21 protein-coding genes and 1 riboswitch are annotated in these 21,351 nt (G+C 71.1%); of the genes, 13 read left to right on the top strand and 8 right to left on the bottom strand.

Annotation, left to right across the window (positions count from 1 at the left end; genetic code table 11):
* Positions 1-32: 32 nt before the first annotated feature.
* The 4 genes from ABT008_RS08280 to ABT008_RS08265 form a co-directional block, all read right to left on the bottom strand.
* Complete coding sequence (locus tag ABT008_RS08280) at positions 33-3,095, bottom strand: BPTD_3080 family restriction endonuclease (protein WP_350694733.1); 3,063 nt, start codon at positions 3,093-3,095, stop codon at positions 33-35.
* 166 nt (positions 3,096-3,261) lie between these two features.
* Positions 3,262-3,993, bottom strand: coding sequence for an amino acid ABC transporter ATP-binding protein (locus ABT008_RS08275; protein ID WP_350694732.1), 732 nt, complete (start codon positions 3,991-3,993; stop codon positions 3,262-3,264).
* Positions 3,990-4,769 (bottom strand): amino acid ABC transporter permease, encoded by a 780-nt coding sequence (locus ABT008_RS08270; protein ID WP_350694730.1) that lies wholly within the window; start codon positions 4,767-4,769, stop codon positions 3,990-3,992. The genes ABT008_RS08275 and ABT008_RS08270 overlap by 4 nt, the downstream gene beginning before the upstream one ends.
* Positions 4,770-4,804: 35 nt before the next feature.
* A complete protein-coding gene (locus ABT008_RS08265) occupies positions 4,805-5,647 on the bottom strand; it encodes an ABC transporter substrate-binding protein (RefSeq protein ID WP_350694729.1) in 843 nt (280 codons plus the stop codon).
* 263 nt (positions 5,648-5,910) lie between these two features.
* Positions 5,911-6,023: riboswitch (SAM riboswitch) on the bottom strand.
* Positions 6,024-6,317: 294 nt separating this feature from the next.
* On the opposite strand from ABT008_RS08265, the gene ABT008_RS08260 reads away from it, so the two are divergent.
* From ABT008_RS08260 to ABT008_RS08230, 7 genes are all read left to right on the top strand, one after another.
* Positions 6,318-6,620, top strand: a complete 303-nt coding sequence (locus ABT008_RS08260; RefSeq protein WP_350694727.1) for an urease subunit gamma — start codon at positions 6,318-6,320, stop codon at positions 6,618-6,620.
* Positions 6,617-6,940, top strand: coding sequence for an urease subunit beta (locus ABT008_RS08255; protein WP_350694726.1), 324 nt, complete (start codon positions 6,617-6,619; stop codon positions 6,938-6,940). Before ABT008_RS08260 ends, ABT008_RS08255 begins: the two co-directional genes overlap by 4 nt.
* A 70-nt stretch (positions 6,941-7,010) precedes the next feature.
* On the top strand, positions 7,011-8,714 hold the full coding sequence (locus tag ABT008_RS08250; protein WP_350694724.1) for an urease subunit alpha: 1,704 nt from the start codon (positions 7,011-7,013) through the stop codon (positions 8,712-8,714).
* Complete coding sequence (locus ABT008_RS08245; RefSeq protein WP_350694722.1) at positions 8,714-9,397, top strand: urease accessory protein UreF; 684 nt, start codon at positions 8,714-8,716, stop codon at positions 9,395-9,397. Before ABT008_RS08250 ends, ABT008_RS08245 begins: the two co-directional genes overlap by 1 nt.
* Complete coding sequence (gene ureG, locus ABT008_RS08240) at positions 9,387-10,148, top strand: urease accessory protein UreG (RefSeq protein WP_350694720.1); 762 nt, start codon at positions 9,387-9,389, stop codon at positions 10,146-10,148. Before ABT008_RS08245 ends, ureG begins: the two co-directional genes overlap by 11 nt.
* Positions 10,148-10,909, top strand: a complete 762-nt coding sequence (locus tag ABT008_RS08235; protein ID WP_350694718.1) for an urease accessory protein UreD — start codon at positions 10,148-10,150, stop codon at positions 10,907-10,909. Before ureG ends, ABT008_RS08235 begins: the two co-directional genes overlap by 1 nt.
* Positions 10,910-11,032: 123 nt before the next feature.
* Positions 11,033-12,058: a serine hydrolase gene (locus ABT008_RS08230; protein ID WP_350694716.1), complete on the top strand. Its 1,026-nt coding sequence runs from the start codon at positions 11,033-11,035 to the stop codon at positions 12,056-12,058.
* An 87-nt stretch (positions 12,059-12,145) separates the two neighbouring features.
* On the opposite strand, the gene ABT008_RS08225 is transcribed toward ABT008_RS08230, so the two are convergent.
* A complete protein-coding gene (locus ABT008_RS08225; RefSeq protein WP_350694714.1) occupies positions 12,146-12,595 on the bottom strand; it encodes a MarR family winged helix-turn-helix transcriptional regulator in 450 nt (149 codons plus the stop codon).
* Between the two features lie 97 nt (positions 12,596-12,692).
* Here ABT008_RS08225 and ABT008_RS08220 point away from each other — a divergent pair, with 97 nt between their 5' ends.
* The 6 genes from ABT008_RS08220 to urtE all read left to right on the top strand — a co-directional run bounded on the left by ABT008_RS08220 (position 12,693) and on the right by urtE (position 19,149).
* On the top strand, positions 12,693-13,820 hold the full coding sequence (locus tag ABT008_RS08220) for a substrate-binding domain-containing protein (RefSeq protein ID WP_350694712.1): 1,128 nt from the start codon (positions 12,693-12,695) through the stop codon (positions 13,818-13,820).
* A 497-nt stretch (positions 13,821-14,317) separates the two neighbouring features.
* Positions 14,318-15,562 carry an urea ABC transporter substrate-binding protein gene (gene urtA, locus ABT008_RS08215; protein WP_350694711.1) on the top strand — a complete coding sequence of 415 codons (1,245 nt, stop codon included), beginning with the start codon at positions 14,318-14,320 and terminating at the stop codon, positions 15,560-15,562.
* Positions 15,563-15,636: 74 nt separating this feature from the next.
* The gene (urtB, locus tag ABT008_RS08210; RefSeq protein WP_350694709.1) at positions 15,637-16,524 is read left to right on the top strand and encodes an urea ABC transporter permease subunit UrtB; all 888 of its coding nucleotides are present in this window, start codon (positions 15,637-15,639) and stop codon (positions 16,522-16,524) included.
* Positions 16,521-17,687: an urea ABC transporter permease subunit UrtC gene (gene urtC, locus ABT008_RS08205; RefSeq protein ID WP_350694707.1), complete on the top strand. Its 1,167-nt coding sequence runs from the start codon at positions 16,521-16,523 to the stop codon at positions 17,685-17,687. Before urtB ends, urtC begins: the two co-directional genes overlap by 4 nt.
* The gene (urtD, locus tag ABT008_RS08200; protein WP_350694705.1) at positions 17,684-18,457 is read left to right on the top strand and encodes an urea ABC transporter ATP-binding protein UrtD; all 774 of its coding nucleotides are present in this window, start codon (positions 17,684-17,686) and stop codon (positions 18,455-18,457) included. Before urtC ends, urtD begins: the two co-directional genes overlap by 4 nt.
* Positions 18,457-19,149 carry an urea ABC transporter ATP-binding subunit UrtE gene (urtE, locus tag ABT008_RS08195; protein WP_350694703.1) on the top strand — a complete coding sequence of 231 codons (693 nt, stop codon included), beginning with the start codon at positions 18,457-18,459 and terminating at the stop codon, positions 19,147-19,149. Before urtD ends, urtE begins: the two co-directional genes overlap by 1 nt.
* A gap of 136 nt (positions 19,150-19,285) precedes the next feature.
* On the opposite strand, the gene ABT008_RS08190 is transcribed toward urtE, so the two are convergent.
* The 3 genes from ABT008_RS08190 to ABT008_RS08180 form a co-directional block, all read right to left on the bottom strand.
* Positions 19,286-19,768 (bottom strand): Rieske (2Fe-2S) protein, encoded by a 483-nt coding sequence (locus ABT008_RS08190; RefSeq protein ID WP_350694701.1) that lies wholly within the window; start codon positions 19,766-19,768, stop codon positions 19,286-19,288.
* A gap of 16 nt (positions 19,769-19,784) precedes the next feature.
* Positions 19,785-20,348 carry a DUF6529 family protein gene (locus ABT008_RS08185; protein WP_502890377.1) on the bottom strand — a complete coding sequence of 188 codons (564 nt, stop codon included), beginning with the start codon at positions 20,346-20,348 and terminating at the stop codon, positions 19,785-19,787.
* Positions 20,349-20,416: 68 nt separating this feature from the next.
* On the bottom strand, positions 20,417-21,220 hold the full coding sequence (locus ABT008_RS08180; protein WP_350694700.1) for a hypothetical protein: 804 nt from the start codon (positions 21,218-21,220) through the stop codon (positions 20,417-20,419).
* Positions 21,221-21,351 lie beyond the last annotated feature (131 nt).

Below are 21,351 nucleotides of genomic sequence, written 5' to 3'. Positions count from 1 at the left end.
GCTGACGGTGGGCTTGCGACTCCTCGGGGGCATCAGACCAACTCCTCGTCGGCGGGTGCGGCGTCGGTGAGCGCCGACGCGCCTTGCAGGGCGAACAGCGCATCGATGGCAGGTCGAAGGTCGCGTTTGGCGGTGGTCGGGTCACGAATTTCGCAGAAGCTCCAGCGCCCGAACCGGCCGCTGTTGTTGACCGCCTGCACCCAGAGATTGCGGGCGGCCCATGCCTTCTGCGCGGCCTCGGACTGCGACTTGCGACCGCCCGACACCTCCACGATCAGGGTCCGGGTGATCTCATCGCCGGTACTGGCCAGCCTCACCAGGAAGTCCGGGTAGAACTTCCGGCTCCGCCCGGCGTGCTCGTACGGGATGAAGAAGTCGAGGTGGTCGTTGCGGACGTACGCGGCGACCTGGTCCTCCGGCAGCGACTCGATAGCCTGGGCGACGGCCCGCTCCCAGGCGTTTCCGTCCTTACCGTCGAGGGTCACGAGGTTGACCTGGCACCGTCGCGGGTCCGTCGGCCAGACCTCCCTGGTCGTTCGGAAGTCGACGCTCGAAGTGGTGCCGACCGGGTCCGCCGTCCGCAGCACCGGCAGCACCCACCGTTCCCGCCGGCCGCCCTGCCAGGTGATCGACTGCCAGACCTTCTCTACCGCCTCGGCCTCCCGAAGCAGGATCAGACCGACTGCCTGGTCGTCCCGGACGTCGACGCATCGACGGAGCCACTGTTGAGCGATCTCCAGCACCTGCGGGAAATACCACGGCCGCAGGTCGCCGTCTCCGGTGCGCAACTTGCGCCTCAGTACTTCACTGGCCAGTCGGTAGGCGACGAACTGTCCACGGAGGCGCTTCAACCGTTCGAGATCGTGCACATCCTCCTCGCCGACCTGTCCCGCCACCATGGTCTTCGTCGGTAGGTCCTGTCGAGACAAGACCATCTTGAGGTCGGGATCTCTGAAATCGCCGACCAGTGGCGCGTCGGGTATCTCCAGGTGGTATCCGACCACCCGCGGGAAGGTGATCTCAAGCTTCGCCGCGTCGCGGTCCGGCTCGGCCCGCACATTGCGGACCGGCTTCATCGGCAGTTCCCGGCTCACCGCCACCGTGGGGATGAACTGGAACGGAACGCCGTAGACATCCGCATACTCGGGAGTGAACATGCCGTTCTCATCGGCGACGTATGAGCGTCGCCGCAGGCCCCGGCCGACCACCTGCTCGCAGAGCAGTTGCGTGCCGAAGGCCCGCACTCCCAGGATGTGGGTGACCGTGTTGGCGTCCCAGCCCTCCGTCAGCATGGAGACGCTGACGACACACCGCACCGGCTCACCGAGCTTCCCCGGTTTGCCGACGGTGTTCATCACCTCCCGCATCAGTTCCGCGTCGCCGATGTCGTCGGCGCTCCGGCCGGGGAAACGCTCGGCGTACTCCTGTTTGAACTCCGCGATCTCTCGTGCTGCGGTACGGCGGAACTCCGGTGACAGGCTGCCGGACTCGAACTCCGCAGCGTCGACCAGGATCGTTTGTTGCCGGTGCAGCCACTGCCCGTCCGCCACGTTGCTGAACAGGGGTAGCTGTCCGGCGGTCGGCAGCAGATGTCCGGCCTGCTCACGGTCGTAGCCGCCGATCCACTCATAGACGGCCTTCGAGATTGTCGTGTTGCTGCAGACGACGATGAAGACGGGTGGCGGTTGCCCGTGGGCGGCAGCCTCCGACTTCTCCCACGCCTCGAACGCTGACACGTAGGAGCCATAGAGACTGTGCAGGGCGGCGGTCAACGCGCCAGGTAGATCCGCTGCGGTGAAGTCCTGGTGGGATCGGCGTCCGCCCTTGGGCAGGGCGTCGCGGATCTCCTGCCAGAGATTCAGGTAGGTCACGCGGTTGGCGACCCGGTCGTCGTCGACCGGTACCCGGGGGATCTTGACGATGCCGGCCTCGATGGCGTCGATCAGCGAGAAGTCGCTGACCACCCAGGGAAAGAGCGTGCCCTCCCGGTAGCCGGATCCGGCTAGGAAGAAGGGGGTCGCAGAGAGGTCGTACACCCTCTTGATGCCGACCTTGGCGCGGACCGCTTCCAGGCCGCTGAACCATATGCGGGCCTCCTCGGCCCGGTCGGCAGCCTCTTTGCGCTCGTCGCCGCGCAGATCCTCGACGGTGTCGGCGTCCGGCTCTGGCTCACCGGCACGTCCCCGGTAGCAGTGGTGTGCCTCGTCGTTGAAGACAACGATCTCCGACGATCCGCCGAGTTCGCGCAGCACCCGGGTGACCATCTGGGCTGGGGTCTCCCGGAACGGGTCGGGTCGACCGGGCGCCACCAGTGCCTTGGTGTTTCCGGTCGCGTTGCGGCCGAAGCGGGTTTCGCGGAGCTGGAAGGCGTGGAAATTGGTGATGACCAGCTTTGCCTGGCCGAGGTCGTCGGCGAACTCGGCCGGCACCAGATCACGCTCGCGGTAGTAGTTGCCCGGATCCTCGGGCAGCAGGACCCGCAGCCGGTCGCGGATGGTGAGGCCGGGGGTCACCACGAGGAACCGTTTCGCGAAGGTCCTGTCGTACGGCGCATGGACCTTGTTGATCGTCTGCCACGCGATCAACATGGCCATCACCACCGTCTTGCCGGTGCCGGTCGCCATCTTGAGGGCGGCTCGTGGCAGACCGTTGTTGTGCTCAGCGTTGTGCGCGTCCAGATCGTTGTTGATCCAACTTCCCTGCCACTTGGTCGCTCCCTCGGCAAGGAAGATCGCCGTCTCGACCGCCTCACGCTGGCAGAACAGGATTTTGTTGTCCCGCTCCGGATCGCTCCAGTACTCCAGCAGGCGGCGGGTCACCGGGGTGACGTTGGGCCAGCCCGCCGTCCGCCACGCGTCGACCCGTTCCCGGACATCATTGACCTGCTTGTTGGGCTTGATGTCGTCTTCGGTGAAGACCTGCAACTCAAGCTGCTGTCCCCGCTTGCGAGGTCGCGGCACCGGGATGAAGAAGCTCGACGGCCGCCGCTGCTCCTCGACCCGGTCGGTGATGCCGTCCCGGTCGAAGGCGAAGTGGCGGGTGGGGCGGCCGTATGGCGAGTTGATGATCGGGTTGTCGATGACCCGGTCGCTCAACGCTGACCTCCCGGTTGAGTTGGATGTTGCAGATTCGAGCGACAGCCTATACCGGCCGTTAGATATCGAGGCTGAGGAGCCTGTTGTGGCGTTCCGAAGGCGGTCGACGCTACGCGGTGCGCATCCTCCCGTGCCGGAGGGTGATGTTGGAGTGCTTGCGTTCGCGTCAGAGAACCTGGGACAGGAACCGGCGCAGACGCGGATGCTCGGCCGACTCGAAGATCGAGGCCGGCTCGCCGGCCTCCAGCACCACCCCGGCGTCCATGAACGCGACGGTGTCGGCGACCTCGCGGGCGAAACCCATCTCGTGGGTCACCACCACCATGGTCATGCCCTGCGACGAGAGGTCCGCCATCAGCGTCAGCACGCCCTTGACCAGCTCCGGGTCCAGCGCCGAGGTGGCCTCGTCGAAGAGCATCACCTGCGGCTGCATGGCCAGCGCCCGGGCGATGGCCACCCGCTGCTGCTGCCCGCCGGACAGGTGCGCCGGCCGGGCGTCGGCCTTCGCCGCCAGCCCCACCCGGTCCAGGTGGGTACGCGCCACCGCCACCGCCTCGTCCTCGCCGAGCTTGCGGATGCGCCGCAACGCGACGGTGATGTTGCGCAGCACGCTCATGTGCGGAAACAGGTTGAACTGCTGGAACACCATGCCGACCCGTTGCCGCAGGGCGTCCGGGTCGTCGCGCAGCACGCTGCGGCCGTCCAGCAACACGTCGCCCCGGTCCGGTTCGAGCAGCCGGTTGACGGTACGCAGCAGCGTCGACTTGCCGGATCCGGACGGGCCGATCACGCAGGCGGTCGCGCCGCGTGCGACGTCCAGGTCCACCCCGCGCAGCACCTGGTGACGGCCGAAGGCCAGGTGTACGTCGCGCAGGCTCAGGCTGACCGAGGTGCTCATCGTTGGTTGCCTCCGGCGGCGCCGGGCAGCGCCAGGTCGAGGTCGTCGGGGTCGTCACCGGCCGGTCCGGCCGGGCGGCCGTGCCGCAGCCGTCGGTCGATCCAGTTGACGACGTGCGTCAGCGGCACGGTCAGCGTCAGATAGAAGAGCCCGGCCAGCAGCAACGCCGACTGGTTGCCGGTGTTGGCCGCGTAGTCCTGCCCGATCCGGAACAGCTCCCGCTGGCTGGCCAGCAGACCGAGGAAGTAGACCAGGCTGGAGTCCTTGATCAGCGCGATGAGCTGGTTCACCCAGGCTGGCAGGACCCGCCGGACACCCTGCGGGATCACCACCACCCGCATCGCCTCCCACCAGGAGAAACCCAGCGCGCGAGCGGCCTCCACCTGGGTCGCCTCCACCGACTGGATGCCGGAGCGGAAGATCTCCCCGATGTACGCCGCCGCGATCAGCGACAGCGCCAGGATCCCCAGCGGGTACGGGTTCGGTCCCCACACCTGCATGCCCAACGGCGCCAGACCGACCCCGATCAGCAGGATCGTCGCCGCCGCCGGCAGGCCACGGAACACGTCGGTGTAGACCCGGGCCGGCCACCGCAACCAGCGGGTACGCGAGATGCCCGCGACGGCCAGCACGATGCCCATGGCCGAGCCGAGCAGGGCGGCGGTGACCGCCAGGATCAGCGTGTTCGGCAACCCGACGGTGATCATCTCGGGCAGCGCCTCGCGCATCGACTCCCAGTCGAAGAACGTCTCCCACAGGGTGCGCAACGGATCCACGGTCAACCTCCGCCCTACTCGCTCGTCGTCCTACCTCAGGAGGCGGCCGGCGCCGACACGTCGCCGCTGCCCGGGGTGAAGTCGGCCGGGATGGGCCGACCCGGGTAGTACTGCTCCTGGAGTCGGGTCCAGGTGCCGTCGGCGATGACCTCGTCCAGGGCCCGGTTCAGCGCCTCGCGCAGCGGGTCGTTGCCCTTGGCCACGGCGTACGCGGTGGGTGCCGGGCTGAGTTCCTTCGCCGCGACCTTGATCCTGCCGCCGCTGTCGGCGGCGGTCTTCTCACCGATCTCGGCCGGGGCGATCCAGGCGTCCGCGGTGCCGGCCTTGAGCTGGTTGATCGCGCCGTTGTAGTCCGGCACCCGCACCGGGTCGAGGCCACGCCCGGTGGCGTAGTCGTCCTGGACGGTGCCCTGCACGACCACCACCCGCTTGCCGGACAACTCGTCGAAGCTGGCCAGCGTCGAGCCGGCGGGCACGTCGAGCCCGAAGTACCCGAAGTCGTAGCCGTTGCCGAAGTCGACCGTCTTCTTCCGCGCCTCGGTGATCGTGATCGAGGAGCTGCCGACGTCGAACTTGCGGTTGTTGACCTGGGCCAGCAGCCCGGAGAAGTCGGTGCCGACGAACTCCACCCGCAGCCCGAGCTTGTCGGCGGCGGCGACCAGCAGGTCGTTGTCGAACCCGGTGAACTCGCCGTCCTTGAGATAGACGTTCGGCGGCGCGTCGGTGAGCGTGCCGGCCCGCAGCACCCCCGGCTGGAGCAGGTTGTACGGGTTGTCGGCGGTGTCACCGTCCGCGCCGCAGGCGGTGAGGGCGGTGGCGGCGAGCACGGCGGTGACGCCGACGGCGGCGGCCCGGGTGAGGGCAGGAAGGAAGCGCACAGGTGTCTCCTGATCGAGCGACGGCGGGCACGCACGTGCCACGCCGACGGTCCGCCGTGGGACGGACCGCGAAGGGTGGGAAAGGGAACGAGGTGCTCGTCCGACCGGGTGGGTCGGCGGCCGGGTAGCGACGCGGTCAGCTACACGCGGCGCTGCACACCCGCATCATGTCGACGTGCCGGCGCCGGGTCAGGCCCAGGCAGGCCACAGGTCGATCGGGGTACGCCATGGTTCTCCTCGAGGTCGTGATGACCTGGGACACCAGGCCACGCTTGCACCGGAGGTCGCTCCGATGCCTGGTCCTCACCCGGGGCACCCCTGCGCGGACGAGGGTTGCCGGCCAGCGAGCCGGGGCTTGACGCTGGCGCTCTTGACCTGTCGCCGAGGCTAGCAGCCGGTGACGGGGCAGCGTCCACCCGTTATGACGACCCTCACGCGGGGTGTTGCCCGCCGCCCGCGTGATCCCTTACGGTCTGCTCAGCGGTGGGCGGTGCGGTCCGCATCCGACCCGACACCGCCGGTGGTCCGTCACGCGGACCGGGGAGGTGGAAACCCCGGGCCCCGCGCACGTGGCGGTCGGGACCGGCGGGCGAACCCCGACCGGCGGTCGGCGCGTCGAGGCGCCGGGCCGACGGTGTCCGGGGGCGCGGACACCCACCGGGAGCACCCCGTGTATCTCACCCCCCACGAGCAGGACCGCCTGCTCGTCCACGTGGCGGCGGACGTCGCCCGGCGTCGCCGCGAGCGCGGCCTGCGCCTCAACTACCCGGAAGCCGTCGCGGTGCTCACCGCCTTCCTGCTCGAAGGCGCCCGCGACGGGGCGACCGTGGTCGACCTGATGGCCTCCGGCCGCACCGTCCTGACCCGGGACGACGTGCAGGACGGCATCCCCGAGTTGCTGAGGGAGGTGCAGGTGGAGGCGACGTTCCCGGACGGCACCAAGCTGGTGACGGTGCACCACCCGATCCCGTGATCCCCGGGGAGATCCTGCCGGCGCCCCGGCCGGTGGAGATCAACGCCGGGCGTCCGGTGACCACGCTGCTCGTGGTGAACACCGGCGACCGACCGGTGCAGGTCGGGTCGCACTACCACTTCGCCGAGGCCAACCCGGCCCTGGACTTCGACCGGGCCGCCGCCTGGGGACAGCGTCTCGCCGTACCGGCCGGGACGTCCGTGCGTTTCGAACCGGGCGTGAGCCGCACCGTGGACCTGGTGCCACTGCGCGGCGCGCGGATCGTGCCCGGCCTGCGCGGCGAGTGCGCCGGCCCGCTGGACGGAGGACGAGAAGCATGAGTGAGCGTCAGCGAGCGAATCATCGGTTCGGGACATGTGGCGGCGGCGCGCAGCGCAGCGGAGCGGCGGCATGAGCCTGGTGGAGCGGGAGCGCTACGTCGCGCTCTACGGGCCGAGCACCGGCGACCGGATCCGGTTGGCCGACACGAACCTGCTGATCGAGGTCGAGCACGACCACTGTGCCGGCGGCGACGAGGCGGTCTTCGGCGGCGGCAAGGTGATCCGCGAGTCGATGGGCCAGTCCCGGGCCACCCGGGCCGAGGGCGCCCTGGACACGGTCGTCACGGGCGCGGTGGTCCTCGACCACTGGGGCGTGGTCAAGGCCGACGTGGGGATACGCGACGGGCGGATCGTCGCGCTGGGCCGGGCGGGCAACCCGGACACCATGGACGGTGTGCACCCGGATCTGGTGATCGGTCCAGCGACCGAGGTGATCGCCGGCAACGGCCGGATCCTCACCGCTGGGGCGGTCGACACCCACGTGCACTTCATCTGCCCGCAGATCGTCACCGAGGCGCTGGCCGGCGGGGTCACCACCCTGGTCGGTGGCGGCACCGGACCGGCCGAGGGGACCAGGGCCACCACCGTCACGCCGAATGCCTGGCACCTGGCCCGGATGCACGAGGCCCTGGACGCGTTCCCGGTCAACGTGCTGCTGCTCGGCAAGGGCAACACGGTCTCCGCCGAGGCGCTCTGGGAGCAGTTGCGGGCCGGTGCCGGCGGTTTCAAGCTGCACGAGGACTGGGGCACCACCCCGGCGGCGATCGACGCGTGCCTGCGGGTCGCGGACGCCTCGGGCGTGCAGGTGTCCATCCACACCGACACCCTCAACGAGGCCGGGTTCGTCGCGGACACCCTGCGGGCGATCGGCGGCCGGGCGATCCACTCCTACCACACCGAGGGGGCCGGGGGCGGGCACGCGCCGGACATCATCACCGTCGCCGGGGAACCGAACGTGCTGCCCTCGTCGACCAACCCGACCCGCCCGTACACCCGCAACACGCTGGCCGAGCACCTCGACATGCTGATGGTCTGCCACCACCTGAACCCGGCGGTGCCGGAGGACCTGGCGTTCGCGGAGAGTCGGATCCGACCGTCCACGATGGCCGCCGAGGACCTGCTGCACGACCTGGGCGCGATCTCCATCATCGGCTCGGACTCGCAGGCGATGGGCCGGGTCGGCGAGGTCGTGCTGCGGACCTGGCAGAGCGCGCACGTGATGAAGGCGCGGGTGGGGGCGCTCGCCGGTGACGGCGCCGCCGACAACCACCGGGCCCGACGGTACGTGGCGAAGTACACCATCTGCGCGGCCATGGCCAACGGGCTCGACCACGAGATCGGCTCGGTCGAGCCGGGCAAGCTCGCCGATCTGGTGCTGTGGGAGCCGGCGTTCTTCGGCGTCCGGCCGCACCTGGTCATCAAGGGCGGCTTCATCGCGTACGCGCAGATGGGGGACGCGAACGCCTCCATCCCGACGCCGCAGCCGATGCTGCTCCGACCCATGTTCGGCGCGTACGGCGTCGCGGCCGCCGCCACCAGCCTGGCGTTCGTGGCACCCGCCGCGCTCGACGCCGGGCTGCGCCTGGACGTGCGTCGCCGGGTGGTGCCGGTCGCCGACGTGCGGTCGCGCGGCAAGGCCGACCTGCCGGAAAACGGTGCGCTGCCGCGCATCGAGGTGGACCCGGACACCTTCACCGTCCGCATCGACGGCGAGGTGGTCGACCCCGACCCGGTGACCGAGTTGCCGATGGCCCAGCGTTACTTCCTGTTCTGATGACCGCGCCGACCCTGCTGTTGCTGCTTGCCGACGGGCGGTTCCCGGCCGGGGCACACGCCCACTCGTCGGGCCTGGAGGCGGCCGTCGCGGCCGGGCGGGTGACCGACCTGGCCACGCTGGGGGAGTACCTGCGCGGACGGCTGGCCACCGCCGGGCTGGTCGCGGCGGCGTTCGCGGCGGCGTCCCGGCGGGCGGCCCGATCGGCCGGACGTCGGGACCTGCTGGCGCGGCTCGACGCCGAACTGGACGCCCGCACCGCGTCGCCGGCCCAGCGGGCGGTGTCCCGACGGCAGGGCCGGGCACTGCTACGGGCCGGACGCGAGATCTGGCCCGGCGACACCTTCGACGACCTGCCCGCCGTGCCGTCCGGCCCGCACCAGCCGCTGGTGCTGGGGCTGGTCGGTGCCGCCGCCGGTCTGGACCCGGCGCAGGTCGCCACGGTCGCCGCCCACGCGACGGTGACCGGGTCGGCCAGCGCCGCCGTACGTCTGCTCGGCCTCGACCCCTACCGGGTGCAGGCCCTGCTGGTGCGGCTCGCGGTCGCCTGCGACGCCACCGCGGCGCGGGCGGCGCGGGCCGCCGAGGAACCACCGGAGCGGCTGCCGGCCGCTGCCGCTCCGCTGGCCGACATCCATGCCGAAGTTCACGCCACCTGGGAGGTGCGTCTCTTTGCGTCCTGAGACCGATCACGACGAGTCCGTTCCCCACACCCACCCGGAGCCCGGAGTCGACCCGCACGCCCCGCTGCCCGCCGCGTCGCGGGCGCTACGGGTCGGCATCGGCGGCCCGGTCGGATCCGGCAAGACGGCGCTGGTCGCCGCGCTGTGCCGGGCCTTCGTCGACGAGCTGCGGCTGGCGGTGGTGACCAACGACATCTACACCACCGAGGACGCCGACTTCCTCAAGCGGGCCGGGGTGCTGGATCCGGACCGGATCCGGGCCGTGGAGACCGGCTGCTGCCCGCACACCGCCATCCGCGACGACATCGGTGCCAACCTGGACGCGGTCGACGAACTGGCCGAGGCGCTGGGTCCGTTGGACCTGGTGCTGGTGGAGAGCGGCGGGGACAACCTCACCGCGACCTTCAGCCGAGGTCTGGTCGACCGGCAGATCTTCGTGGTCGACGTGGCCGGTGGGGACAAGGTGCCGCGCAAGGGCGGCCCGGGCGTGACCGCCGCCGACCTGCTGGTGATCAACAAGACGGATCTGGCCCCGATGGTCGGTGCCGACCTGTCGGTGATGGACCGTGACGCGCGAGCCCGCCGGGGCGACCTGCCCACCGTGTTCCAGTCCATCGCCGAGGATCCCCTGGCCACCCGGGTCGCCGAGTGGATCCGGCACGAACTGGCCCACCACCGGGCCGCGACCGCTTCTCCGGTCGGACCCGAGGGCGCCAGGCCGGTCGCCGCGGTGCCCGCCGGGCAGGTCTGATGCGGGCCACCGCCCGGCTGGTGGCCCGCGCCGACCGGCACGGCCGTACGGTGCTGGCCGAACTGCGCGGGGAGAGCCCGCTGCTGCTGCGGCAGGTGCCGGCGTCGGGCGGTGGCGTCACGGTGTACGTCGTCGGCGGAGCGGCCGGTCCGCTCGCCGGCGACGACCTGCGGCTGGACGTCGAGGTGGGCCCCGGTGCGGTGGTCGACGTCCGTACCGTGGCGGCCTCGATCGCCCTGCCCGGCCGTCCCGGCGCGGTCTCCCGGATGCTGGTCCGGGCGACCGTGGCCGCCGACGCCACGCTGCACTGGCTGCCGGAGCAACTGGTCGCGGCGGCGGGTTGCGCGCACCTGGCCGACGCCCAGGTGGACGTCGCCGAGGGCGGCACCCTGCACTGGCGCGACGAACTGATCTGCGGCCGACACCGGGAGGCACCCGGCAACGCCGAGGTCGTCACCCGGGTCGACCTCGGCGGTCGGCCGCTGCTGCGACAGTCGCTGGCGGTAGGGCCGGACGCACCCGGCTGGGCCGGACCGGCGGTGCTCGGCGGTGCTCCCGCCACCGGCTCACTGCTCCTGGTCGACCCCGCCGCACCGGCCGAGCCTCCGGCGGTACGGGGCACGGTCGCCCGGCTACCGCTGGCCGGCGGTCCGGCCACGCTGTGGACCGCCACCGCCCCGGACGCGCACACCCTGCGGACGTACCTGACCCCAACGGCGACGGCGTTCCCGGCCGACGACCGGATTGCCCGAGTCGGGTGAGGCCATCCCGAAGACCGTTCCGCTCCACTCTGGAGTGAGGTCCAGCGGAAGATGGGTGGGTATGGCAGGGTGTGTCCGGTGCCGGCAATCCCGCCGGTGGCACGCCGGACCAGAGGAGTGGCAATGGCCGAGCAGATGAGTCGTCGGGCCGCGATCGGGATCGGGGCCGCTGCGGCGGCACTGGTGGCGACACCGAGCGGTGCCGCTGCCGCGCCCAGTGCCCCGGCTGGCACCGCCGCGTCCGGCCCTGGTGGAGCGCAGGCGCTGATCGGGCGTACCTATCGGCAGCAGAAGGCGCGGGCGGGCGGCGTGTGGCACTCGCACGTAGCGATGGTGGACACCGCCGGGGCGCTGCGGACCGTGGTGGACGACGACGCCGACCGGGTGACGTACGGGTACAGCGTGCAGAAGCTGGCCGTCGCGGTGGCGGTGATGGACAAGATCGACCGGGGTGAGCTGGCGCTCGGTCAGCGTCTCGACCTGACCGGCGACATCATCCTCGGCGGCAGCGGAATCTATTTCCTGCACACCGTGTGGGGCGACGAGATCACCGTGGCGAACTTCCTCACCGCGATGCTGCTCGTCTCCGACAACACGTCGGTGCGGATGTGCGGGCGGGTGGTGCCGGCACTGGAGATCAACGAGATCCTCGCGGCCAAGGGCTTCACGCACACGCGGGTCGAGCCGGTGGCCAACCCGAACCGCTTCTTCCTCGGGGTGACCACTCCGCGCGAGACGCACGACCTGCTCTGGCGGCTGGCCAACAAGACCCTGCTGTCGACCCGGTCGTGCGACTTCCTGCTGGGCATCCTGCGCTGGGTGAACGGCTACCACGACGGGATCCGTCGCGACATGTCGTCGGCGGAACGCAGCCGGGTGGCCACCAAGTACGGCGCGGACTACGACACGCTGGGCGCGGCCCGGCACGAGGCCGGGATCATGTTCGACGCGACCGGCGCGCCGACGCTGACCTACGCCTTCTTCGCCGACTCCCTCGGCGACCTGGACAACTACGGCGGCACCCACCCGGCGGTACGCGCCCACGCGACCCTGGGCCGGGCGATGTTCGACGCCGTCGGGCCGGTCACCAACGGCGCGGCACGGGCCCGCCACTCCGTCAACCGGTTCCGCCCGGTCAACGGCGGCTGAGAAGCTCCACCCGGCAGCGACACCGGCCAGCGGACGTGAACCGTCCGCTGGCCGGATGCGCCGTCAGGGCGGGGCGGGACGGCGGCGTCAGACCCGGGTGTGGGCCGGGCGGCGGTCCGGCTCCAGCCGTCCGATCAGGTCGTCGAGGTGCCCGGCCAGGTCCGCGTCGCCCGACGCGCTGAGCCCGGACAGGTCGGTGTGGATCTGCGCGGCGATCCGTTCGTGCTCGCGTCGCCCCCGGTCGGTCAGGTACGCCCGGATGCGCCGCCGGTCGAACGGATCGACCCGCCGGAACACCAGGTTGCGGTCCACGAGCTGGTCGACCAGCTTGGTCAGGGTGCCCGGTGGCAGGGACGCCTCGACGGCGACCTCGCTCATCGGGTGCCCCCGACCGTCGGCGAGTAGGCAGAGCACCCGCCACGCCTCGATGGTGAGCGACTCGACGGCGAGCACCGTGCCGACCCGGCGGGCGAGCAGCCGCTCGGCGCGGGTGAGCAGGGGTAGCAGGTCGGCTGCGGAGCCGGGAAGGTCTGACATGGCACTCCCGCCTGGCGGTTGCCGGGTCATCGTACCGAGACGTCCCGTCTGCTGGGGAGGTCTGGTCATCATCCTCGGCTGCGGCCACGATGTGTTCATGTCCGCGCCGGCACCGGGGTACGGGCGTCCGCAGGCGGGGGAGAGGCTCGCCGCCGGGGCGTCCTGGCTCACCGTCGACCGGGGCGTGGTCAGTATCGCGCTGGTGTACCCGATGCGTGGCCCGGCCGGCATGTTCGGCCCGAGCTGTGAGCAGTGCGCCCAGCTCGCGGTGGAGGAGGTCAACCAGCGCGGCGGGGTGCTCGGTCGCGAGCTGCGGCTGGTGCCGGTCGACGGTGGTGCGCCGCCGGCCGAGGTGGCCGCCGAGGTGGAGGCGCTGGTGTCGACGGGCGCCGTGCAGGGCGTCACCGGCTGGCACATCTCCTCGGTACGACAGGCGGTCGCACCGCGCATCGCGCACCGGGTGCCGTACGTCTACACCGCCCTGTACGAGGGCGGGGAGCGTACCGAGGGGGTCTTCCTGACCAGCGAGACGCCGGACGCGCAACTGTGGCCGGCGATGCGGGTGCTCGCCGCCGACCTCGGAATCCGGCGTTGGTTCGTGGTCGGCAATGACTACGTCTGGCCACGCCGGACCACCCGGGCCGCCTACCGGTACGCGCTGCGCAGCGGCGGCCGGGTGGTCGGGCACCACTTCCTGCCGTTGGAGACGCACGACTACGTCGAGGTGTTGCGGCGCATCGAGCGCAGCGACGCCGACGCGGTGCTGATGCTGCTGGTCGGGGCCGACGCGGTCCGGTTCAACCGGGCCTTCGCGCGGTCCCGGTTGGACCAGCGCTGCCTGCGGTTGAGCACGCTGATGGACGAGAACATGCTGCTGGCCAGCGGCGCGACGAACACGCGGGGCCTGTTCAGCACGGCCGGCTTCTTCGCCGGGCTGGTCACGCCGGAGAATCTCGACTTCCACGGCCAGTTCGCCCGTCGCTTCGGGTTGGAGGCGCCGCCGCTGGGCAGCCTCGGTGAGTCCTGTTACGAGGGCGTGATGCTGCTGTCCGCCCTCATCGCCAAGGCCGGCACGCTGGACGTGCGGGCGGTGGAGGCGTCCGCCGACGTGGTGTCGTACGACGGGCCGCGTGGTGAACTGCGGCTGCGGCGTCGGCACGTACGCCAGCGCATCTATCTGGCCGAGGCCGACGGCCTGGACTTCACCGTCCTCGCCGAGCTGTGAGGCGGCTGCCCGTCTGCGGTCGAGCGAACGGCGGGGGTCGATCGGCGGCGTGACCCGACCGTGCCTTGACAGGGTCGCGCACCGGCCACATAAGATACTTCCTGCGTGAAGTATCCGGCCCGCGGGCGGGATACGACCACCCACCCGACGGTGATCGAAAATTGCCCGCCGTCGCGGTCCATATTCATGTGCCGGTGCCATTCCGCCGATTCTCGCGGCGGGGCTCCGGCATTTTCTGCATCCGCGCCTGCGATCAGCATCAGCCAGCGGAAACAGTCTATTGAGGATCGGGAAACATTCGCGCAACGAAGCGGATCGAAGCTTTCCCTGCCCGATATCCGAATCGGTGCCCGGACCGGCGTCCACCCGCCGTGCCGGGCAGCGCGACACGACTTCACGGACCGCACCGCACACGCAGAATCCGCACTTCTCGACCCGGGACCGACGCTCGTTCCCGGGCACTGACTCCACGCCCAGGCGCGAAGCAGGGAGCATTGATGACACTGATCCGGGGCCGCCGCATCCTGGCGGGTGCCATGACCCTGGTCGCCGCAGCCGCACTGGCCGCGTGCGGCAGCAAGACCACCGATGGGAACACCTCTGCCGGCGTCAGCGCCGACGTCTCCGGCGACACCGTCAAGGTGGGCCTGCTCAACTCCCTCTCCGGCACCATGGCCATCAGCGAGGTGACCGTCCGCGACGCGATCACGCTGGCGATCGAGGAGATCAACGGCGCCGGTGGCGTACTCGGCAAGAAGATCCAGCCGGTCGGCGAGGACGGCGCCTCGGACTGGCCGACGTTCGCCGAGAAGGCCGAGAAACTGATCCGTGAGGACCGCGTCGCCGCCGTCTTCGGATGCTGGACCTCGGCCAGTCGCAAGGCCGTCAAGCCGGTCTTCGAGAAGAACAAGGCGTTGCTGTTCTATCCCGTGCAGTACGAGGGACTGGAACAGTCGCCGTACATCTTCTACACCGGCGCGACCACGAACCAGCAGATCGTTCCCGGCCTGGAGTATCTCAAGGCACAGGGCGCCAAGTCGCTCTATCTGGTCGGGTCCGACTACGTCTTCCCGCGCACCGCGAACAAAATCATCAAGGCGTACGCCCAGGCCAACGGAATGACCGTGCTGGGCGAGGACTACGCCCCGCTCGGGTCCACCGAGTTCGGCACCATCACCAACAAGGTGAAGTCCGCCGGGGCGGACGCGGTCTTCAACACCCTCAACGGCGACAGCAACGTGGCGTTCTTCAAGGAGTACAAGTCCGCCGGTCTGACCGCCGCCGCCATGCCGGTGGTTTCGGTCTCCATCGCCGAGGAGGAGGTCAAGAGCATCGGCACCCAGTACCTGGAGGGCCAGCTCACCGCCTGGAACTACTACCAGACCACGCCGGGCGCGGCGAACGACAAGTTCGTGGCCGCGTACAAGGCCAAGTTCGGTGCGGACAAGCCGACCAGCGACCCGATGGAGGCCGCGTACGTCTCGGTCTATCTGTGGAAGGCGATGGTGGAGAAGGCCGGCACGTTCGACGTGGAGAAGGTCCGGGAGGCCTCCGACGGCATCACCTTCGAGGCGCCGGAGGGTCTGGTCACCGTGGACGGCGCGACCCAGCACATCGCCAAGACGGCCCGGGTCGGCAAGGTCGGCGCGGACGGACTGATCGCCGAGGTCTGGAACTCCGGCCAGCCGATCACGCCGGACCCGTACCTCAAGAGCTACCCCTGGGCCGGCGGCCTGAGCTGACCGACGCCCCGGTCCCACGGCCCGGGCGGGACCCGTCCCGCCCGGGCCCCCACCCGCAGTTCGGAGTACCCACCGTGACAGTTCTCATCGGTCAACTCTTCACCGGCGTCAGCATCGGCGCGGTGCTGCTGCTGATCGCGCTGGGCCTGGCGCTCACCTTCGGCCAGATGGGCGTGATCAACATGGCGCACGGCGAGTTCATCATGGCCGGCGCCTACACCACCTACGTCCTGCAACAGGTCATCACCGCGGCCGGGTGGTCGCTGCTGGTGGCGCTGCCGGTCGCCTTCGTGGTGGCCGGCGCGATGGGCGTCCTGCTGGAGATGCTGCTGATCCGGCGCCTCTACGCCCGGCCGCTGGACACGTTGTTGGTCACCTGGGGCGTCTCGCTGATCCTGCAACAGCTCGCCCGGGACGTCTTCGGCAGCCCCAACGTGCAGACCCGGGCCCCGGAACTGCTCACCGGCAACATCGCGCTGCCCGGCGGGATCACCGTCGCCAACAACCGGCTGTTCATCCTGGCCCTGGCCGGTGGCGCGGTGGTCGCGCTGACGCTCGCGTTGCGCCTCACCCCGCTGGGTCGCCGGATCCGCGCCGTGGTGCAGAACCGCGACCTGGCGGCCGTCTCCGGCATCGCCACCGCCCGGGTGGACCGGACGACCTTCTTCATCGGGTCCGGCCTGGCCGGCATCGCCGGGGTCGCGCTGACCCTGCTCGGGCCGATCGGTCCCACCATGGGCACCAACCTGATCATCGACGCCTTCCTGGTCGTCGTGGTCGGCGGCATCGGCCAGCTCAAGGGCACCGTGATCGTCGCCTTCGCGCTGGGCGTGCTCCAAGCCTCCGGCGAATACCTGACCACCCTCAGCGTCGCCAAGGTGATGGTGTTCGTCGCCATCGTCGCGTTCCTCCAGTGGCGACCGCAGGGCCTGTTCACGCTGCGTACCAGGAGTTTGGCATGACCACCGTCGCCAGAGATCCCGTCAGCGCCGACGTACCCGCGCCGCCGCCGGTCACCCCCGCCGCCGGTCCGTCCCGGCACCGGTTCCGGGCCGCCGCCGGGTTCGCGTTCGGCGCCGCCCTGCTGTTCGCCGTCGCTCCGCTGCTGCTCTCCGACTTCCGGCTCTCCCTGCTGGCCAAGTACCTCTGCGTGGCGATGGTCGCGGTCGGCATCGGCCTGGCCTGGGGACGCGGCGGCATGCTGGCCCTCGGCCAGGGCGTCTTCTTCGGTCTCGGCGGCTACGCGATGGCGATGCACCTCAAGCTCGCCGACGCGGGTCCGGGCACCATGCCCGACTTCATGATGCTGTACGGGCAACTCGACGAGTTGCCGCTGTGGTGGCGACCGTTCGCCAGCCCGTGGTTCGCCCTGCCCGCCACGGTGCTGCTGCCGATGGCGGTGGCCTTCGTCCTCGGGTCGCTGGTGTTCCGCCGCCGGGTCCGGGGTGCCTACTTCGCCATCCTCAGCCAGGCCCTCGCCGCCGCCATGGTGATTCTGCTGATCGGTCAGCAGGGCACCACCGGCGGCACCAACGGCCTCACCGACATCCAGGGCTTCTTCGGCTACGACCTGGACGACCCGGTCAACCAGCGGATGGTCTACTTCATCATCGCCGGCACCCTGTTGGCGCTGCTGGCCCTGACCCGGCACCTGATGCAGAGCCGCTACGGCGAACTGCTCGTCGCGGTCCGCGACGGTGAGGAGCGGGTCCGTTTCCTCGGCTACGACCCGGCCACCGTCAAGCTGGTCGCGTACGTGGTGGCGGCGGGGATGGCCGGGCTGGCCGGGGCGCTGTTCGTCCCTGCGGTCGGCATCATCTCGCCGGCGCTGATCGGGATCGTGCCGTCCATCGAGTTCGTCATCGGTGTCGCCATCGGCGGTCGGGCCACCCTGCTCGGGCCGGTCCTCGGCGCGGTCGCGGTGGCGTGGGCCCGGACCGCCCTGTCGGAGCGGTTCCCGGGCACCTGGACGTACCTGCAGGGCCTGTTGTTCGTGGTGGTGGTGGCCTTCCTGCCCGGCGGCCTGGCGTCGCTGGTCGGCCTGGTCCGCCGCCGTGACGACGGCGACGAACGTCCCGGCCGGTTCGGCCGGCTGCGGCGGCGGAAGGCGGAGGCGACCTCGTGACCGGGCAACTGCACGGGCTCACCGTGCGCGACCTGCGGGTCAGTTTCGACGGCTTCACCGCCGTGGACGGCGTCAGTCTGGACGTCGCACCCGGTGACATCCGGTTCCTCATCGGACCCAACGGCGCCGGCAAGACCACCCTGGTCGACGCCGTCACCGGGCTGGTCCGGGCCGGCGGCTCGGTCCGCTTCGGCGACCGGGAACTGCTCGGGCGGCCGGTGCACCGGATCAGTCGCCTCGGCGTGGGACGCACGTTCCAGACCTCGACGGTGTTCGAGGAGCTGACCGTGGTGCAGAACCTTGACATCGCGGCCGGTGCGCGGCGGAGCTGGGCGACGCTGCTGCGCCGCCGGCACGGGGTGCCCGACGAGGTGGCCGAGGCGCTCGACGTGATCGGCCTGACCGACCGGGCCGAACAGCTCGCCGGCACCCTGGCGCACGGGCAGAAGCAGTGGCTGGAGATCGGCATGCTGCTCGTCCAGGACGCCCGGCTGCTGCTGCTCGACGAACCGGTGGCCGGGATGAGCCACGAGGAACGCGACGCCACCGGTCGCCTGTTGGAGAAGGTCGGCCGGGACCGCACGGTGGTGGTGATCGAGCACGACATGGACTTCCTGCGCCGCTTCGCGCGGACGGTCACCGTGCTGCACGCCGGTCGGGTGCTCAGCGAGGGCACCGTGGCGCAGGTGCAGGCCGACCCGCGTGTGCAGGAGGTCTACCTCGGTCACCCGGTCGACGCCGGGGCAGCCCCGACGGCTACGGAGGCATGATGCTCAGTCTGCGCGGCGTGCACGCCGGTTACGGCCGCAGCCGGGTGCTGCACGGCGTCGACGTCGAGGTGCCCGACGACGGGGTGGCGGCGGTCCTCGGGCACAACGGTGCCGGCAAGTCCACCCTGCTGCGCGTCGCCGCCGGGCTGCTGCGGCCCAGCGGCGGTCGGGTCGAGCTGGACGGGGTGGACATCACCCGGCTGGCCCCGCACGAGCGGGTCGCGCGGGGCATCGCGTACGTGCCGCAGGGCCAGCAGTGCTTTCCGCACCTGACGGCGGCGGAGAACCTGCGGCTGGTCGCCGACGGTCGGCGTGACGGCGCGGCGGCCACCGCCGAGGTGCTGGACCTGTTCCCCGCGCTGCGACCGTTGCTGCGCCGTCGGGCGGGACTGCTCTCCGGCGGTCAGCGCCAGCAGTTGGCCATCGCGCGGGCCCTGATCACCCGGCCCCGGCTGCTGATGCTCGACGAGCCGACCGAGGGCATCCAGCCGTCGGTGGTGACCGAGATCCAGGAGCGGATCGTGGCGCTGATCGCGCAGCGCGGTTTCAGCGTGCTCCTGGTCGAGCAGCACCTCGGGTTCGCGCTCCGGGTGGCCGACCGCTACCACGTGCTGGAGTCGGGACGGGTCACCTCGGCCGGCGAGGGCGGGGCCACGGCCGAGTCGACCGTACGGCAGGCGCTCGCGGTCTGAGCCCGCCGCAGGCTCCGGGACCCCTGCCCCACCCGCCCCCGGGTGAGGCAGGGGCCGTCCGGTGTCGCGACGCCACTCCGGACGGCCCCGCGCGGCCCGGGCCTGGAGTGGGCCGCGTCCTGGGTGTTCGCGCCGCCTAGGCCAGCCGGATGGCGTCCCCGTCGACGGAGACGTTCGCGGCGGGCAGCGGGGACCCCGCCGGTCCGCTGCGCACCGAACCGTCGGCGATGTCGAACACGCTGTTGTGGCAGGCGCAGACGATGGTGCCGTTCGTCACCGAGGTGACCGTGCAGCCCTGGTGGGTGCAGGTCGACGAGTACGCCTTGATGGTCCCCGGCGTCGGCTGGGTGATCACCACCCCGGCGTCGGCGTAGATCTGTCCACCACCGACCGGGATGTCGGCCAGGGTGGCCAGGGCCGGCGGGCCGCCACCGGCGTCCGGCGCGCCCGACGCGGACGGGTCGGCGCTGGGGTCCCCGGCAGGCGGCGGCGGTGGCGGGGGCGCCGAGGTCGGCTGGCCGTACGTGGCGCATCCGGTCAGCGCGGCCACGCCCACCGCACCGGTGCCGGCCAGCATGGCCCGTCGCGACCGGCAGCAGCCGGCCTGCTCGTGGTTCATCCGAGGTGCCTTTCCGTCAGAGCTGGAAACCGAACGTGGTGAAGTACCAGACCGACGAGGTCAGGAAGACGCCGATCAGGGCGACGAACACGACTCCGCCGACCACCGGCAGCACCCACCCGGCGAGACCACGCTTGGGCAGGGTCAGCATCTTGGTGGCGAACACGCCGAAGAAGAAGCAGCCCAGCAGGGAGTGCATCAGCACCCGGGTGTCGAAGTCGGCGAAACCGAGCGCGTACAGGCAGTGCACCGCGACCGGCACGGTGAGCAGGAAGGCGATCCGTCCCGACCAGCGGTGCGCGGCACCGGCCCAGGACGGGGAGAACCCGCCGAGCCGGCCCCACATGGACAGCGCCGAGAGCAGTTGGACGACGGCGAAGAACGCCGCGCCGGTGCCCAGCCACACCTTCACCGTCAGCGGCGAGGAGAACCCCGCCACGTTGACCGCGATGCCGGTCGGGGTGTGGGTGCGGCCGTACACCCCCAACGCCACCGCGACCCCCGCCCCGACCAGCAGCGGGACCACCATCGAGGGACGCGGCGCCGGAGCGCTCGGCGGCGGGCCGTCGAAGTCGCGCATCACCTCCATGGACGGCTCCCGGGGGCGGCGGGGCACGGTCCGCACGCTGCCGTGGCGGTGCTGGGACATCACCGTGCTCCGGGGACGACCGGCGCGGCGGTGATGGTGACCCCGTTGACCTTGGTGGTGAAGAAGGCCGGGTCCAGCGGTGGTGCCGGGATGGGCTTGCCGTTCCAGGTGACGATCCCGATCTGGGTACCGTCCGGCAGCATGATCCAGCCACCGTCGATGCCGGCCGCACGGATGTCCTCGGTCGCCCGGTAGATCGCCGGGGCGGTGCCGGAGCCGGACTTGACCACCGGGCTGTCGTCGGTCTTCTGCTCGGGCCGGGCGGTGAACTTCCACCGGCGTACGCCGACGATCATCTCGCCGCTGGCCACGTCGCCCCGGATCACGCCGGAGAGCTTGGCGTCCTTGCCGGTCAGCTCGATCTTGCCGTCGCGGACCGTGCCGGACAGCCAGACCTCCATCTCCCGGCCGTCGCAGACGTACGCCTCCGCCTTGCCGTTCTTGACGGTGATCGCGATGGTGGCGCCGTTCTCCAGCTCGCCGATCCAGTTCTGCTCCACCGAGTTGACCTCGGAACCGGCCGACGACGGGTCCCGGCCGGCCGGTGGCGAGGTCACGCCCGGCCGTGCGCCGTCCGGGGCGTCCGGGTCGACCTCCGGCTCGGCGGGGTCGTCCACCTCGTCCTCGACGTCGTCCTCGACATCGGCCTCGATCCCGGTCGACGGTGCCGGCGCGGCGACCGGTGGTCCGTTCCCGGCGGCGGGCTGGGTTCCCGGCGGGGAAGCCTGCGCACTCATCGTGAACAGCACGGCGGCCGTCACCGCCCCCGAGAGGAGGGTGAGCAACGGGGTCATGCGCTTCATGGGCCTCTCCCTTCGCCCAAGACGTACGGGTGGCGGCGGTGCATCGGTTCAATCGGCGCGGGAGAACCTTGCTCGGACGGTCGAGGCGCTGCCCGGGGTGGTCCGTTCGGACAGGTGTCGATCACCCTGAG

Origin of the sequence: Micromonospora sp. NPDC002389, from assembly GCF_040296095.1 — a bacterium.
Taxonomy (GTDB): Bacteria; Actinomycetota; Actinomycetes; order Mycobacteriales; family Micromonosporaceae; genus Micromonospora.
Note: the sequence above shows the minus strand (reverse complement) of the source record. Positions and strands in the feature narration are given on the sequence as shown.

Excerpts from the sequence above, each read along its gene's own strand:
- ABT008_RS08275 (WP_350694732.1), bottom strand. The coding sequence starts at position 3,993 with ATGAGCACCTCGGTCAGCCTGAGCCTGCGCGACGTACACCTGGCCTTC.
- ABT008_RS08250 (WP_350694724.1), top strand. The coding sequence starts at position 7,011 with ATGAGCCTGGTGGAGCGGGAGCGCTACGTCGCGCTCTACGGGCCGAGC.
- ABT008_RS08245 (WP_350694722.1), top strand. The coding sequence starts at position 8,714 with ATGACCGCGCCGACCCTGCTGTTGCTGCTTGCCGACGGGCGGTTCCCG.
- ABT008_RS08235 (WP_350694718.1), top strand. The coding sequence starts at position 10,148 with ATGCGGGCCACCGCCCGGCTGGTGGCCCGCGCCGACCGGCACGGCCGT.
- ABT008_RS08230 (WP_350694716.1), top strand. The coding sequence starts at position 11,033 with ATGGCCGAGCAGATGAGTCGTCGGGCCGCGATCGGGATCGGGGCCGCT.
- ABT008_RS08225 (WP_350694714.1), bottom strand. The coding sequence starts at position 12,595 with ATGTCAGACCTTCCCGGCTCCGCAGCCGACCTGCTACCCCTGCTCACC.
- ABT008_RS08220 (WP_350694712.1), top strand. The coding sequence starts at position 12,693 with ATGTCCGCGCCGGCACCGGGGTACGGGCGTCCGCAGGCGGGGGAGAGG.
- urtA (WP_350694711.1), top strand. The coding sequence starts at position 14,318 with ATGACACTGATCCGGGGCCGCCGCATCCTGGCGGGTGCCATGACCCTG.
- urtC (WP_350694707.1), top strand. The coding sequence starts at position 16,521 with ATGACCACCGTCGCCAGAGATCCCGTCAGCGCCGACGTACCCGCGCCG.
- urtE (WP_350694703.1), top strand. The coding sequence starts at position 18,457 with ATGCTCAGTCTGCGCGGCGTGCACGCCGGTTACGGCCGCAGCCGGGTG.
- ABT008_RS08190 (WP_350694701.1), bottom strand. The coding sequence starts at position 19,768 with ATGAACCACGAGCAGGCCGGCTGCTGCCGGTCGCGACGGGCCATGCTG.
- ABT008_RS08185 (WP_502890377.1), bottom strand. The coding sequence starts at position 20,348 with ATGCGCGACTTCGACGGCCCGCCGCCGAGCGCTCCGGCGCCGCGTCCC.
- ABT008_RS08180 (WP_350694700.1), bottom strand. The coding sequence starts at position 21,220 with ATGAAGCGCATGACCCCGTTGCTCACCCTCCTCTCGGGGGCGGTGACG.